Source organism: Halomonas sp. A29 (assembly GCF_046723295.1).
GTDB lineage: Bacteria > Pseudomonadota > Gammaproteobacteria > Pseudomonadales > Halomonadaceae > Halomonas.
Genome location: NZ_JAXQPR010000013.1, coordinates 51788 through 65627 on the forward strand (window position 1 = coordinate 51788; position 13840 = coordinate 65627).

Annotated in this window: 12 protein-coding genes; 10 read left to right on the plus strand and 2 right to left on the minus strand. The window is 66.0% G+C overall.

What is annotated here, in order from left to right; translation table 11 throughout:
* The first annotated feature begins 3 nt into the window (after positions 1–3).
* From SPH52_RS20260 to SPH52_RS20275, 4 genes are all read left to right on the plus strand, one after another.
* Positions 4–1161, plus strand: a complete 1158-nt coding sequence (locus SPH52_RS20260) for an acyl-CoA dehydrogenase family protein (RefSeq protein ID WP_411796849.1) — start codon at positions 4–6, stop codon at positions 1159–1161.
* A 53-nt stretch (positions 1162–1214) separates the two neighbouring features.
* Positions 1215–2405 carry a beta-ketothiolase BktB gene (bktB, locus tag SPH52_RS20265; RefSeq protein ID WP_411796850.1) on the plus strand — a complete coding sequence of 397 codons (1191 nt, stop codon included), beginning with the start codon at positions 1215–1217 and terminating at the stop codon, positions 2403–2405.
* A 150-nt stretch (positions 2406–2555) separates the two neighbouring features.
* Positions 2556–4292 (plus strand): AMP-binding protein, encoded by a 1737-nt coding sequence (locus SPH52_RS20270; protein ID WP_411796851.1) that lies wholly within the window; start codon positions 2556–2558, stop codon positions 4290–4292.
* Between the two features lie 54 nt (positions 4293–4346).
* Positions 4347–5243, plus strand: coding sequence for a bile acid:sodium symporter (locus SPH52_RS20275; protein ID WP_411796852.1), 897 nt, complete (start codon positions 4347–4349; stop codon positions 5241–5243).
* A gap of 1 nt (position 5244) precedes the next feature.
* Here the strand turns inward: SPH52_RS20275 and SPH52_RS20280 are convergent, their stop codons facing one another.
* Positions 5245–6258 (minus strand): AraC family transcriptional regulator ligand-binding domain-containing protein, encoded by a 1014-nt coding sequence (locus SPH52_RS20280; protein ID WP_411796853.1) that lies wholly within the window; start codon positions 6256–6258, stop codon positions 5245–5247.
* Between the two features lie 124 nt (positions 6259–6382).
* Here SPH52_RS20280 and SPH52_RS20285 point away from each other — a divergent pair, with 124 nt between their 5' ends.
* From SPH52_RS20285 to SPH52_RS20310, 6 genes are all read left to right on the plus strand, one after another.
* Positions 6383–7081, plus strand: coding sequence for an ABC transporter ATP-binding protein (locus SPH52_RS20285; RefSeq protein WP_411796854.1), 699 nt, complete (start codon positions 6383–6385; stop codon positions 7079–7081).
* Complete coding sequence (locus SPH52_RS20290; protein ID WP_411796855.1) at positions 7081–9579, plus strand: FtsX-like permease family protein; 2499 nt, start codon at positions 7081–7083, stop codon at positions 9577–9579. The genes SPH52_RS20285 and SPH52_RS20290 overlap by 1 nt, the downstream gene beginning before the upstream one ends.
* Positions 9576–10742: a lipocalin-like domain-containing protein gene (locus tag SPH52_RS20295; RefSeq protein ID WP_411796856.1), complete on the plus strand. Its 1167-nt coding sequence runs from the start codon at positions 9576–9578 to the stop codon at positions 10740–10742. Before SPH52_RS20290 ends, SPH52_RS20295 begins: the two co-directional genes overlap by 4 nt.
* A gap of 19 nt (positions 10743–10761) precedes the next feature.
* Complete coding sequence (locus SPH52_RS20300) at positions 10762–11661, plus strand: LysR family transcriptional regulator (protein ID WP_411796857.1); 900 nt, start codon at positions 10762–10764, stop codon at positions 11659–11661.
* A 135-nt stretch (positions 11662–11796) separates the two neighbouring features.
* Entirely contained in the window at positions 11797–12219 is a 423-nt protein-coding gene (locus SPH52_RS20305) for a DoxX family protein (RefSeq protein WP_411796858.1), read from the plus strand.
* 65 nt (positions 12220–12284) lie between these two features.
* The gene (locus tag SPH52_RS20310; RefSeq protein WP_411796859.1) at positions 12285–13022 is read left to right on the plus strand and encodes a DODA-type extradiol aromatic ring-opening family dioxygenase; all 738 of its coding nucleotides are present in this window, start codon (positions 12285–12287) and stop codon (positions 13020–13022) included.
* Here the strand turns inward: SPH52_RS20310 and SPH52_RS20315 are convergent.
* Positions 13019–13837 (minus strand): helix-turn-helix domain-containing protein, encoded by an 819-nt coding sequence (locus tag SPH52_RS20315; protein ID WP_411796860.1) that lies wholly within the window; start codon positions 13835–13837, stop codon positions 13019–13021. The two genes, SPH52_RS20310 and SPH52_RS20315, sit on opposite strands and share 4 nt — an antisense overlap.
* Between the last annotated feature and the right edge of the window lie 3 nt (positions 13838–13840).

The window sequence follows — 13840 nt, forward strand, 5'->3', positions numbered from 1 at the left end:
CCCATGACGGCACCGCAAGACGACCTGACGCCGCTGTTCCACGACACCATCCGCCGCTTCCTCGAGCAGGAAGTGGCGCCCCACTACGAGGCGTGGGAGGCCGCCGGTGAAATGCCGCGCTCGCTGTGGACAAAGCTCGGCGAGGCCGGCCTGCTGGGCATCGATTTGCCTGATGAGCTAGGCGGCAGCGGCGCCGACTTCGCCATCGTCCAGTTGGCGCTGGAGGAGATCTCGCGCCAGGGCTTCGGTGGCCTGGCCAGCGCCTATAACATTCACGCCAACATCGTGATGCCCTACCTGCTGCACATCGCCACGCCGGCCCAGCGCGAGCGCTGGCTGCCTGCCATGGCCAGCGGCGAGGCCATCGGCGCCATCGCCATGACCGAGCCCGGCGCGGGCAGCGACCTGGCGGCGATGAAGACCCGCGCCAGCCGTACCGAAACGGGGTGGCGGCTGGACGGCAGCAAGCTGTTCATCACCAACGGTCAGGTGGCCGACCTGGTGATCGTTTGCGCCAAGACCGACCCCGCCGCCGGTGCTCGCGGTGTGTCGCTGTTTCTGGTCGACACCACGCTTGCCGGCTTCTCCCGCGGCCAGCCAATCAAGAAGATCGGCCAGCATACCAGCGACACCGCCGAGCTGTTCTTCGATGACCTGCGCCTGCCGGCAGACGCCCTGCTCGGCGAGGCCGGCGCCGGCTTCGCCTACCTGATGCAGGAGCTGCCCCGCGAGCGCCTCGGCGTGGCAGCCCAGGCGCTGGGCGCCATGGAGGGGGCGCTGGCGCTGACCCTCGACTATGTGCGTGAACGCCGCGCCTTCGGCCGCGCCGTGGGCGACTTCCAGAACACCCGCTTCACCCTGGCCGAAGTGCGTGCGCAGATCGACATGGGCCGCGCCTATTTCGAGCAGTGCGTGACCAAGTACCGCCGCGGCGAGATGAGCAGCACCGACGCCGCCATCCTCAAGCTGCAACTCAGCGAGATGCAGTGCCGCACCATCGACGCCTGCCTGCAGCTGTTCGGCGGCTATGGTTATACCCGGGAATACCCGATTTCGCGTTTCTATCTGGATGCCCGCGTACAGACCCTCTACGCCGGCACCTCGGAAATCATGAAGGAAGTGATCGCTCGTTCGCTGCTCGGCAAGAGCGACGCCGCCTGATCGCTTGCTCGCGGCAATTCAAGAAGGCTAATTCAGGAAGAGAGGAGAACTCCATGCGGCTCGATTCCGTCGTCATTCTCGGCAGTGCGCGCACCGCCATCGGCAGCTTCGGCGGCAGCCTGGCCGGGCTCGCCCCGCATGAGCTGGGCACCATTACCGCCCGCGAGGCGCTGACTCGTGCCGGCGTCGAGGCTGGCGAGATCGACCACGCCGTCTACGGCCATATCATTACCACCGGGCCGCAGGACGCCTACCTGGCCCGCCACATTGCGCTGGAATCCGGCGTGCCCGAAGGCGCGGCGGCGTTCAACGTCAACCGCCTGTGCGGCTCAGGCGTGCAGGCGATCCTCTCTGCCGCCCAGCAGATCGTGCTCGGCGACAGCCGTCTGGCGCTGGCCGGCGGCGCCGAGTCGATGAGCCGCGGCGCCTACCTGCTGCCGCCCCAGGCGCGCAACGGCCTGCGCATGGGTCACGCCAACGTCACCGACCTGACGCTCGGCGTGCTCAGCGACCCCTTCGGCAGCGGCCACATGGGCGTGACCGCGGAGAACATCGCCAAGCGCTGCGGGCTCGGCCGCGAGGAGATCGATCGCTTCGCCCTGGAGAGCCACCGAAAGGCCGCCCGTGCCATCGCCGAGGGCCGCTTCGATGAACAGATCGTGCCGGTCACGGTGCGCGAGGGTAAGAACGAGCGACAGTTCGACCGTGACGAGCACGTACGTGAAGGCGTCACGCTGGAAGATCTCGCCCGGCTCAAGCCCGCCTTCGCCAAGGAGGGCGTGGTTACCGCCGGCAATGCCTCGGGCATCAACGACGGCGCCGCTACCCTGGTGCTGGCCCACGCCGACGAGGCCAGCCGCCGCGGCCAGACACCGCGCGCCCGACTGATCTGCGCCAGCACTGCGGGAGTCGAACCGAGCGTGATGGGCCTGGGGCCGATTCCCGCCGTGCGCCGTTGCCTCGACGAGGCGGGTCTCTCCATTGCCGATATCGACGTGATCGAGTCCAACGAGGCCTTCGCCGCCCAGGCCATGGCAGTGGCCCAGGAACTGGACTTTCCCGCCGAGCGGCTCAACCCCAACGGCGGCGCAGTGGGGCTGGGACATCCCGTCGGCGCCACTGGCGCCATCCTCACCATCAAGGCGCTGGCCGAACTGGAGCGCACCGGCGGCCGCTACGGGCTGATCACGCTGTGCATCGGCGGTGGCCAGGGCATCGCGCTGTTGATCGAGCGCCAACGCTGAAGCCAGCGGCCCTGGACTGCTGCTATTCAACTGTTGTTCAACAGCAGAGCTGGTTACTGTAAGAAGTTAATAATAAGGGTCTGTGTCGCTGTCGTCGGGTCGGGGGTCACCGCTTTGCGCAGCAACCAGGCCACTCACGAGAGGCCATTCATGTCGAACGTTCAGTATTACGATAACAAACCCTGGATGAGCCATTACCTCGCCGTCCGCCCTGATGCCGATGAAGCCTCTGCCAACCACCATTTGCACGACAACCTGCCAGCACTGATCCAGGCAGCCGGGCAGCATTACCGCCAGCAGCTCGCCTTCACCACCTGCATGCCCAACGGCATGAACGGCAGCCTGACCTATGCCGAAGTCGACGAGTTGTCGGATGCCTTCGCCGTCTATCTGCGCGAGTGCGTCAAGCTGGAGACCGGCGCCCGCGTGGCCGTGCAGATGCCCAACTGTTTGACGCTGCCCGTGGTGGCCTTCGGTGTCCTCAAGGCCGGCTGTGTCCTGGTGAACGTCAATCCGCTCTATACCAAGCGGGAAATGGAGCATCAGTTCAACGACAGCGGTGCCCAAGCGTTGGTCATCGTCGATATGTTCGTCGACAAGCTGGAGGCCATCATTGAAAGCACGGGCATCAAGCAGGTGGTGGTGACCTCCGTTGCCCAGTGGTTTCCGCCCGTCGTGAAAGGGGTGTTGAAGCTGGTGCTCAAATACTGGAACCGGGCGATTCCCGCCCATCGGCTGGATGTCGATACCATCGATCAAGCCTTGAAAAAGGGACGGGAAGCCAAGGCCGCTGCCGGTATCGACGTTCGCCAGTACTGGCAGCACTTGACCCGCTCGGACACCGCCTTGTTGCAATACACGGGGGGCACCACGGGGGTCAGCAAGGGCGCCGAGCTGACCCACGGCAACCTGATCAGCAATCTGGAGCAGGTCGATTCGGTCGCCGGTGGCCACATCGAGCCGGGCAAGGAGTGCATCCTGACGGCCCTGCCGATCTATCACATCTTTGCCTTCACCGTTAACCTGCTGGCCTTCTACCACAAGGGCGCGCACAACGTTCTGGTGCCCAATCCACGCCCAATCCAGAACTGCCAGCGAGCTTTCGACAACTACGACATTTCCTGGATCTCGGGGGTCAACACCCTTTACAACGCCCTGTTGAACGAGGAGTGGTTCACCGTCTACCCGCCTCGATCCATGAAGGTGGCGCTGGCGGGAGGTACCGCCCTGCACAAGGCGGTCGCCGAGCGTTGGCGCACTGTGGTGGGCAGCCCCATCGTCGAAGGTTACGGACTGACGGAAACTTCCCCTGTCATCTGTTTCAACCCCATCGGCAAGGAGCGCCCGGACTCCATCGGCATACCCGCCCCGGATACCGATGTACGCATCGTCGATGATCAGGGCGAGCCGGTAGCGATCGGTGAGCCGGGTGAAATCATCGTGCGTGGCCCCCAGGTGATGAAGGGGTATTGGAATCGCCCGGAAGAAACCGCCAACTCCCTCAAGGAGGGCTGGTTCTACACCGGCGACATCGGTGTCATGACCGAAGACGGCCATTTCAGCATCGTCGATCGCAAGAAGGACATGATCCTGGTCAGCGGCTTCAACGTTTACCCCAATGAAGTCGAGGACTGCATCGCCCGCATTCCGCAGGTTCAGGAGTCCGCAGTGATCGGGGTCGACGACGTTCAGACCGGTGAAGCCGTCCATGCCTATGTGGTCTTGCGTGATGAGAGCATCACCGAGAAGGATGTCATCGCGCACTGCAAGAAGGAGCTGGCGGCCTACAAGGTGCCCAAGAAAGTCGTGTTCTGGGACGAATTACCCAAGACACCGGTTGGCAAGGTACTGCGCAAGGAAGTGCGAGCCGCAGCCGCTGGCAATTGACCTCTCATCGATGGCTGTATCGGTGTCGATAAAAATAACGTGGGAGCCTAATGCATGCTGAGTCCATTGGAAGAGAGTCTGTTGTCCATCATGATGGTGATCATCATGTTTGGCATGGGGTCATCGCTGACCTTCAAGGATTTCAGGCTGGCCTTGCGCCATCCGCAGGCAGTGGGGGTGGGTTTTGCCTCCCAGTACATGCTGATGCCGTTGATCGCCTTCTCGTTGTCACGCGTGCTGAACCTGACGCCTGAGCAAACGGTGGGCCTGGTGCTGATCGGCTGCATGCCCGGCGGTACGACCTCCAACATCTTCGCCTATTTTTCCAAAAGCCTGCTCAGCTTGAGCATCATGATGACCATCTGCTCCACCCTGGCCGGCTTCATCATGGTGCCGCTGCTGATGGAGTTCTACACCCAGGGCATCGATGACGCCTTCCGCATCCCGCCGGATCAGATCGCCCGGCTGCTCTTTGTGCTGCTGATCCCCACCCTGATCGGCATGTGGCTGCGTCGCAAGAATTCCAATATCGGTGCCGTCATCGAACTGATGGGGGGGATTCTCGGCGCCATCGTCATCCTCTTCCTGGTGGTGACCTGGGTACCCCGGAACTGGCGTCTGCTGGCCGAGACCGGCTGGGAAGTGTATGCCGCCGTCATTCTGGTCGGCCTGATCGGCTTCGCCTTCGGCTACCTCTTCTCCCGGGTACTGCGGCTCAATCCACAGAAAGCCAGAACGGTGTCGCTGGAAACCGGAATTCAGAATGGCCCCCTGGCGGCGCTGATCGTGATCATGACGTTCGCTGGTGAAACCCAGCAGCTCATCCTGTTGATGCCGGTCATGTATTCGCTGTTCATCGTCATCAACTCGACCTTTGCCACCCTCTTCTATCGTCGCTGGACCCGGCGTGAGGAGCTGGCACGCGACCAGGCCAAAATCGAGCCGGCCTGAATCAGGCAGGCTGCGGAGATGCGATCGCCCGCCGATAGGCGGCAGGCGAGTTGCCGGTCCACGCCTTGAAGGCGCGGCTGAAGCAGGCCAGGTCCTGAAAGCCCAACTCATCGGCAATGGTGAGAAGCGGCCGTTCGGAACGGGTCAGAGCCTGAATCGCGAAGTCGCGCCGGAACTCATCCTTCACCGCCTGGAAGTGGGTGCCCTCGGCGGCCAGCCGCCGCGACAGCGTGCGCACCGACATATGCAGCGCTCGCGCCACGTCGTGCACGCCGCCCGAAGTGGCCAGGTGGCGCGACAGATGCTCACGCACCCGGTGCGACACCATGCGGTCCTCGAAGGAGACGTAGAACCAGTCGGCCGGCGCCCGTCGCAGGAAGGCGCCCAGGTGCTTCTTGGTCTGGCGGATCGGCTGCTCGAGCAGTGCCGCGTCGAAGTAGATGGCGGTCTGCGGCCGTTGGAAACTCACCTTGCCCGGGTAGAAGTAGAGATAGTCGGCGCTATGGGCGGGCTGGGCGTAGGCACACTCCATCATCACCGGTGGAATCTTGCGCGCGATCATCCACGAGCTGATGCCGTGGAACAGCTTCAGCATCAGCTCATGCACCAGAATGCGGCTGCCCATCGGCGGCCGGTGCTCCACCAGTGCTACCCGCGCCAGCCCATTCTCCACGCTGTATTCATAGCCGAAGTCGTCCAGCACGATGCGGAAGAACAGTGTGTAGCGGTGCAATGCCACTTTCAGCGTGGGCGCCTCCAGTACGCTGAGGCAGAGCAGCTTGAGCGTGCCGCTCCTCAGCGGCCGAGCGAAGAACCCCGGCGTCTCGTCGTCGCACTTATTGACCAGCGAGCGGTAGAGGGTAGCGAACTGCTCCACGGTGACCCGCCCATGGGGGGCGGCGAGCAGGAACGGCGAGATTCCCGCTTGGGCGAGACAGGCGGCGCGGGCCGCCTCGCTTTCAGGCACCCCGCGAAACAGCTCGTTGACGAAATGCATGGATACCGTGACGGTCACTTCCCACTTCCCCTCGGTTCCGCCCTGACGACACCAGGCCGTGTGGTCATGGTAAGTTACTCGCTGCCTTGGTTGGATACTCTGCGACCATGGCATCATCGCCGCGACGCCGACGGGAGCCGCCATGCTCGAATTTCGCCAGGTTCACAAGACCTACGCCACGCCCCAGGGGCCGCTTGCGGTGCTGGAAGGCGTCGACCTCGAGCTGCGGGCCGGCGAGAGCCTGGCGCTGATGGGCGAGTCCGGCAGCGGCAAATCGACGCTACTGCACCTGGCGGCGGGGCTCGACCTGCCGGATGCCGGCGAGGTACTCGTTGCCGGCCGTTCGATCCCTACGCTGGACGAGCCGGCCCGCGCCCGGCTGCGCCGCGATAGCCTGGGCCTGGTGTTTCAGCAGTTCCACCTGGTACCGAGCCTGAACGTCATCGACAACCTGCGCCTGCAGGCTCGGCTAGCCGGGCGCGAGCAGCCTGACTGGTCAGCGCATCTCATGCAGCGACTGGGGCTGGCCGGCCTGGAGCGGCGCTACCCCGAGCAGCTCTCCGGTGGTCAGCAGCAGCGCCTTGCCATCGGCCGGGCGCTGGCGCCGCGCCCCGCCCTGCTGCTGGCCGACGAGCCCACCGGCAACCTCGACGAGACCACTGCCGACGAAGTGCTCGAACTGCTGCTGGATTTGGTTCGAGAGGCCGGCAGCGCCCTGCTGATGGTGACCCACAGTCCCCGGGTGGCGGCGCCGCTGAACCGCTGCCTGCGCCTGACCCATGGCCGGCTTGACCCGGCCCATGCAGTAGAAAGGACAGAACGAGAGCCGAGCCGCCGCTGATGCTGACTGCCTTCGCCACCCTGCTCTCCCACTACAAGCGTCACCCCGGCCAGCTTGCCATGCTGCTGCTCGGGCTATGGGTGGCCAGCGCCCTATGGAGCGGCGTACAGGCAATCAACGCCTCGGCCCGCGACAGCTACGCCCGTGCCGAGGCGCTGTTCACCACCGGGCTCGACCGCCTGGAACGGCGCGACGGCGAACCGTTGACCCGCGACGACTATTTGCGCCTGCGCCGAGCCGGCCTGCCCGTCTCGCCGCTGCTGGAAGGCACCATCGAAGCACCGGACGGCACCCGGCTGACGGTGATTGGCATCGAACCCTTCACCCTGCCCGGCGACAACGCCTTCGCCTCGGCAGGCAGCACCAGCGAATTAACCGCCTTTCTCAGCCCGCCGTGGCAGACCCGGGCAGCCCCGGATACCCTACCCGCCCTGGGCGTGAGCCACCGCGAGGCTCCTGGCGCCGAGCCACGCCTGGCAGAGGGCCGGCTGCCACCGCTGACGCTGGCTCCAGCGCTGCCGCCCGGCACCCTGGTAATGGATATCGCCGCCGCCGCGGCACTGCTCGACAGCGGCGAACGGCTGTCGCGATTGGTCACAGCTCCCGGCACACTCGAACACGCCCCCGAAGGACTAGTGCTGACCCGGGCGGCCACGCTGGTCTCGCCCGGCCAGCTCACCGAGAGCTTCCATCTCAACCTCAGCGCCATGGCCCTGCTCGCCCTGGTGGTGGGGCTGTTCATCGTGCAGGCGGCGCTGGGTCTGGCCCTGGAGCAGCGCCTGGGGTTGCTGCGGACGTTGCGGGCGCTGGGCGTCTCAGGGCGCGGGCTGGTCGGGCTGCTCGCCCTGGAGCTTGTGCTGCTGGGTGTCATCGGTGCCCTGGCCGGTATCGTCAGCGGCGTGTGGCTGGCGCGCGTGCTGCTGCCCGATGTAGCCGCCACCCTGGGCAGCCTGTATGGCGCCGACGTGGCGGTGACCCTCAACCTGCCCTGGCACTACTGGCTGGGTGGGCTGGCCGTGACCCTTGGCGGGCTGCTGCTGGCCGGCAGCGGCGTGCTGTGGCGGGCGGCAACGCTCAGCGTGCTGGGGCTGGGCCAAGCCCAGGCCTGGCGCGCCGGTTTTTATCGCCAGCTCAAGGTAATGAGCATGGCTGGCGGTGCGGTCGCCCTGGGTGGCCTGGCGCTGTGGGCATGGCTTTTGCGCCAGCCACCGGGAGAGGGGCTGCTGGCCGGCTTCGGCCTGGTCGGCGCCCTGTTGCTGGCCAGTGCACTGCTGCTACCGCCGCTGATTGCCCTGCTGCTGGCCGGGCTCGCTCGCCTGCTGCGCCGCCGCCCCCTGGCCCAGTGGGCGCTGGCCGACCTTCAGCTGCAGCTGCCACGGTTGGCACTGGCCATGATGGCGCTGCTGATCGCGCTCTCCGCCAACCTGGGCGTGAGCAGCATGGTCGGCGGCTTCCGCCTGACCTTCCTCGACTGGCTCGACCAGCGCCTGGTGGCGGACTTCTACCTGCGCCCGCCCGCCGAGCAGCACGACGACATTCACGCCTGGCTGGCCGAGCACGACGAGGTCACCGAGCTGCTGCCCACCCGCCGCAGCGAGGCCACCCTGCTTGCCGTGGGGCGTGGTGAGGAAACTCGCGAGCTGGCGCTGCCGGTGAGCGTCTACGGTATCACGCCCGGGGCGACGCTGATCCCAAGCTGGCCGCTGCTGACGACCCAGGCCGGACGCGACACCGCCTGGCAGGCTTTTGCCGCGGGCGAGGCCGCTTTCATCAACGAACAGCTCGCCATTGCCGAGGAGCTCGCCCCGGGCGACCGGCTCACACTGATGGCGCCGGGCGGACACGAGACTCTCGCGGTAGCCGCCATCTACCCCGACTACGGCAACACCCAAGGCGAGGTGCTGCTGGCCACGCCCCAGCTCGCCGGCCGCTTCGCCGCACCGCCGGGCTCCATCGGCATCGTGCTGGCCTCGGATGGCGACGGGACAGCGCTGAGAGAGGGATTGCGCCAGCACTTTGCGATCGGCAGCGACGAACTGGTGGACCAGCGCGAGGTGAAGCGCATCGCCACCGGCATCTTCGAACGCACCTTCACCATCACCCGCGCGCTGAGCGCGCTGACCCTGGCGGTGGCCGCGCTGGCGCTGCTGGCAAGCCTGCTGGCCCAGGCCCGGGAGCGCCGCCGCCAGTTGGCCCCGCTGTGGGCGCTGGGCGTGCCACGCAAGCGGCTGGTGACGGTGCAATTGGCCCAGCTCGGCGGCTCGGCCTTCGTCGTCGGCGCTATGGCGCTGCCGCTGGGCGTGCTGCTGGCGCTGGGGCTGGTGGCGGTGATCAACGTGGCCGCCTTCGGCTGGCGCCTGCCGTTGCATGTCTTTCCCGCCGAGATGGCCTTGACCCTGGCCACCGCAGTGGGCGTGGCTCTGATAGCTTCCGCTGTGCCGGCAATAAAGCTGTGGCGCACGCCACCCCGCGCCCTGCTGGCGGAGGAGGCCACATGAAACGCATTGTCACTTGGGCCACTCTGCTGGCCATGTTCTCGCTGGTGGGCTGCGGTGACGAGACCCCACCCACTCAGACCGCCGGCTTCGCCGGATTGGGCGAGGAGGCCGGCGACTTCGCCCAGGCCCATGACGGCATCACCCTGCGCTTCCCCGAGGATCACGCCGCCCACCCCGACTACCGCATCGAGTGGTGGTACCTCACCGCCAACCTCGAAGACGAGCGCGGCGAGCCCCTGGGACTGCAGTGGACGCTGTTCCGCCAAGCGCTCACTTCACCGAAAGAGCGCCCCGCACCCGGCCCCTGGGCCGCCGATCAGCTGTGGATGGCGCACATGGCGGTCTCACAGGGCGAGACCCACCGCGTGGCGGAGCGCTTCGCCCGCAGCCACTCGGCCGATGAAGAGGGCCAAGCGGGCGCGATGGCCGAGCCGTTTCGCGCCTGGATCGACCACTGGCAGCTGGCCAGCCATATAGAAACGCCGGACGACACGTCCGACGAGGCGAACGCAGGCGACACCTTCACCGAGCTGCAGCTGACGGCGCATCAGGACGACGAGCACGGTGGCTTCGGCTATGACCTGGCGCTCACCGCAGAAGGGCCGCTGGTCCTACACGGCGCGGCAGGCTTCAGCCAGAAATCTGCCGACGGCCAGGGCTCGATGTACTACAGCCAGCCGTTCTGGCGCGTCGAAGGCGAGGTCACCCTGGATGGCGAGACGCGTGCGGTGAGCGGCCGCGGCTGGCTCGACCGCGAGTGGAGCAGCCAACTACTGGGGCCCGAACAGCGCGGCTGGGACTGGTTTTCGCTGCACCTGGCAAGCGGCCACAAGCTGATGGCCTTCCAACTGCGCGGTGGCGGCGAGGGCGGCAGCGACTACCGCTCCGGCACCTGGATCAGCCCCGAGGGCGAGCCCACTGCACTGGCGACGGACGAAATCGGCCTGACACCGCTAGAAAGCCGTCGCGTGGCGGGGCGCGAGGTGCCGACCCGTTGGCGCCTGACGATTCCCCGCGCCGGGCTCGACCTGAGCGTCGATGCCCCCCATGCCGAGCGCTGGATGGATACCAGCGTGGCCTACTGGGAAGGCGAAGTGATCGCCCGCGATGCCGATAGCGGCGAGAATCGAGGCATCGGCTATCTGGAAATGACGGGTTATTGAAGTTGCGCGAGGAGACACCATGAACCTGCTGGACGCCATGACCGCCTACGTGCGCGTCGCCGAACTCGGCAGTTATACCCGCGCGGCGGAAGCCTTGGACCTGTCGCGCACGCGGGTCTCGCGGCTGGTGATGGAGCTCGAATCCCACCTTGGCGTACGCCTGCTGCAGCGTACGACGCGGCGCCTGCATCTCACCGAGGCCGGCGAGAGCTACCTGGCCCGCGCCCAGGGCATCCTGCAGGCGCTGGATGAAGCCGAGGCCGAGCTGGGCGCCGGCAGCACCGAGGTGTGCGGCAGGCTGCGGGTCAACGGGCCGATGTCCTTCGGCACCCGCTTTCTCTCGCCACTGATCGCGCGGTTCATGGTCGAGCACCCGGCGCTGGAGGTACGCCTCGACCTCAACGACCGTCGGGTGGACCTGTTGGAGGAAGGCTACGACCTCGCCATCCGCATCGGCGAGCTGCCGGACTCCAGCCTGGTGGCTCGCCGCCTGGCGCGCTGCCGCATGATACCGTGCGCCTCGCCCGAGTACCTGGCGCGCTTCGGCGAACCGCGCACGCTGGCCGAACTGGCCGAGCATCGCTGCCTGCGCTACCGCACGGCCAGCGGCACTGACTGGCAGTTGGGTGGGCAGCGTCTGGCGGTCCATGGCCCACTGGAGAGCAACAACGGCGATGTGCTGACACAGGCCGCCGAGGCCGGGCTGGGTATCGCCCACCAGCCGAGTTTCCTGATCACCGAGAGCATAAAGAGCGGGCGCCTGGTGCCGCTGCTGATCGAGGAGGCCAGCGTGTCCATCGATATCTACGGCGTCTACCCTGCGCGGCGCCATCTGCCGGCCAAGGTCGAACGCCTGCTCGACTTCCTGGCCGAGGCCTGGGGGGATCCGCCCGAATGGGAGCGGGAAATGGGCCTGTAGGCGAGACCAATTATCGCAATTACCGCAACAGTGATGTTCAATAACCGCAGATTATCTCCATATTCGGCTCGGGTAGAGTGATAGCCATCGAAGCACAACTCGCCCTTACAACGACCCCCGACGGAGATCACAACCATGACCACTCAAGCTATTCAGTTGACCCGTGCCGACACCCTGCAGGCTCATGCCACCGCCCTGCTGCGCGTATCGCTCGGCGTCATGGCCCTGGCCCACGGCCTGCTCAAGGTATTCGTTTTCACCGTGCCCGGCACCGTCGGCTATTTCGAATCGCTCGGCCTGCCCGGTTTCGTTGCCTACCTGACTATCCTGGCCGAAGTGGGCGGCGGCCTGGCCCTGATTTTCGGCGTCTACACTCGCTGGATGAGCCTGGCATTGATCCCGGTACTGCTCGGCGCCGTCTGGGTGCATGCCGGCAACGGCTGGGTCTTCTCCAACCCGGGCGGCGGCTGGGAATACCCGGCGTTCTGGGCGATCGCCCTGCTGGTGCAAGCAGGCCTCGGCAGCGGTAGCTTCGTGCTCAATCGCCGCTTCGCTTGAGCCACTCGAGTCACCCTGCGCCTGCCTCTCCTGGGCAGGCGTACCCCGTTCACAGGAGCCATCCCATGCTACCCAGCTTCTTTATTTCTCACGGCTCACCCATGCTGGCCCTCACCCCGGGGCCGGCCCACGATTTCCTGCGTGAGCTTGGCCCGACCCTCTCGCCCAAGGCGATCGTGGTGATATCGGCCCACTGGGCCAGCGAGCGCCTGCTGGTGAGCACCAGCGCCCACCCCGAGACCATCCACGACTTCGGCGGCTTTCCGCGCGCACTCTACGAATGCCAGTACCCCGCCCCCGGCGAGCCGGAACTGGCCATGCGCCTGGCCCGTGAGCTCAATGCCATACCCATCGAACGTGGCCTCGATCACGGTACCTGGGTGCCGCTGTCACTGATGTTCCCCACGGCCGACGTGCCGGTGGTGTCGCTGTCGCTGCCGGTGACCTGGTCGAATCAGGCCCTGGCGGAGATCGGCGCCACACTGGCAGTGTTGCGCTCTGAAGGCGTCCTGGTGATCGGCTCCGGCAGCCTGACCCACAACCTGAGCGAGATGCAGGTAGAGGGTACGCCGATGCCGGCCTGGGTCGGCGAGTTCGTCGACTGGGTGCACGGCAAGCTGACCGCAGGCGAACGCGACGCACTGCTGGCGTGGGAAGCCGCGCCCCAGGCCAAGCGCAACCACCCCACACCCGAGCACTTCCAGCCGCTGCTGGTGGCCATGGGCGCCGGCGACCAGGCAAAGCGCCTGCACCACAGCGTGGAGGAAGGGGTGCTGGCCATGGATGTCTACGCCTTCGCCTAGAACTCGCCCTGGTGGCGAGCACGAAAATGCTGCTCTCCCGGGGCCACGTCGTTATGCACCGCAGCGATGAGTTCGGCGTCCAGACTGGGGTCGTCGAGGGAGAGCAGCCCACACTGCGACAGGGCCTGACGCAGGCCCACCTGTTCATCCAAGCGCTCGAAGAGCACTCGCACACAACAGGGCATGCGCTCGCTGTTGTCCGCTACACCGAGTCTTAGCCCGGTAAGCCGCGTCACCTGGCTCTGGAAGGTCGGAAACAGAATGGTGTGAGTCACTTCATATCCATTGAGGGCTTCGTGATCGGTCAGGAAGATACGATCCGCCAGCTTGACCGCTACCCCCATGTAGAGGTTGTGGCAAGGCCGGGCCTGGGTCGTGCCCTGCATGCGCTCGGTGCGCTGATAGACGATGCCGCTGTCCCGCTCCTCAAGACATACCAGCGTGCGGATGAGGTGCCCTGGCTGCGACATCGAATGGTAGTACTCGAAGTAGCGCCCCAGGTAACGCGACATCCCCTCACGACCACGATAGAGCAGCTCGTCCGGCCAGCTGACTCCCGCCCGACGTGACGATTCGTTCGGTATTCTTCCCGCCTGCACCAGGGTGACGAAGTTTTCATGGGGCAGGTAGAGCTCGTGCTCCTCTACCCCGAAGAAAGCGCACAGCCGCTGCATGGCGGCATGCCGGGGTCGGTAGCGACCTTTCAGGTAGCGGTTGAACTGGGCGCGATTGATCTCCAGCCGACGACATACTTCAGCAATGGAGGGGTAGTAGCTGCACAGCAGGCGCAAGTTGGCGACGAAGTCATCATTCATCTG

Bases quoted from the DNA above. Each gene is read 5' to 3' on its own strand.
- SPH52_RS20275 (WP_411796852.1), top strand. From the start codon at position 4,347: ATGCTGAGTCCATTGGAAGAGAGTCTGTTGTCCATCATGATGGTGATC.
- SPH52_RS20290 (WP_411796855.1), top strand. From the start codon at position 7,081: ATGCTGACTGCCTTCGCCACCCTGCTCTCCCACTACAAGCGTCACCCC.
- bktB (WP_411796850.1), top strand. From the start codon at position 1,215: ATGCGGCTCGATTCCGTCGTCATTCTCGGCAGTGCGCGCACCGCCATC.
- SPH52_RS20295 (WP_411796856.1), top strand. From the start codon at position 9,576: ATGAAACGCATTGTCACTTGGGCCACTCTGCTGGCCATGTTCTCGCTG.
- SPH52_RS20300 (WP_411796857.1), top strand. From the start codon at position 10,762: ATGAACCTGCTGGACGCCATGACCGCCTACGTGCGCGTCGCCGAACTC.
- SPH52_RS20305 (WP_411796858.1), top strand. From the start codon at position 11,797: ATGACCACTCAAGCTATTCAGTTGACCCGTGCCGACACCCTGCAGGCT.
- SPH52_RS20315 (WP_411796860.1), bottom strand. From the start codon at position 13,837: ATGAATGATGACTTCGTCGCCAACTTGCGCCTGCTGTGCAGCTACTAC.
- SPH52_RS20285 (WP_411796854.1), top strand. From the start codon at position 6,383: ATGCTCGAATTTCGCCAGGTTCACAAGACCTACGCCACGCCCCAGGGG.
- SPH52_RS20270 (WP_411796851.1), top strand. From the start codon at position 2,556: ATGTCGAACGTTCAGTATTACGATAACAAACCCTGGATGAGCCATTAC.
- SPH52_RS20310 (WP_411796859.1), top strand. From the start codon at position 12,285: ATGCTACCCAGCTTCTTTATTTCTCACGGCTCACCCATGCTGGCCCTC.
- SPH52_RS20260 (WP_411796849.1), top strand. From the start codon at position 4: ATGACGGCACCGCAAGACGACCTGACGCCGCTGTTCCACGACACCATC.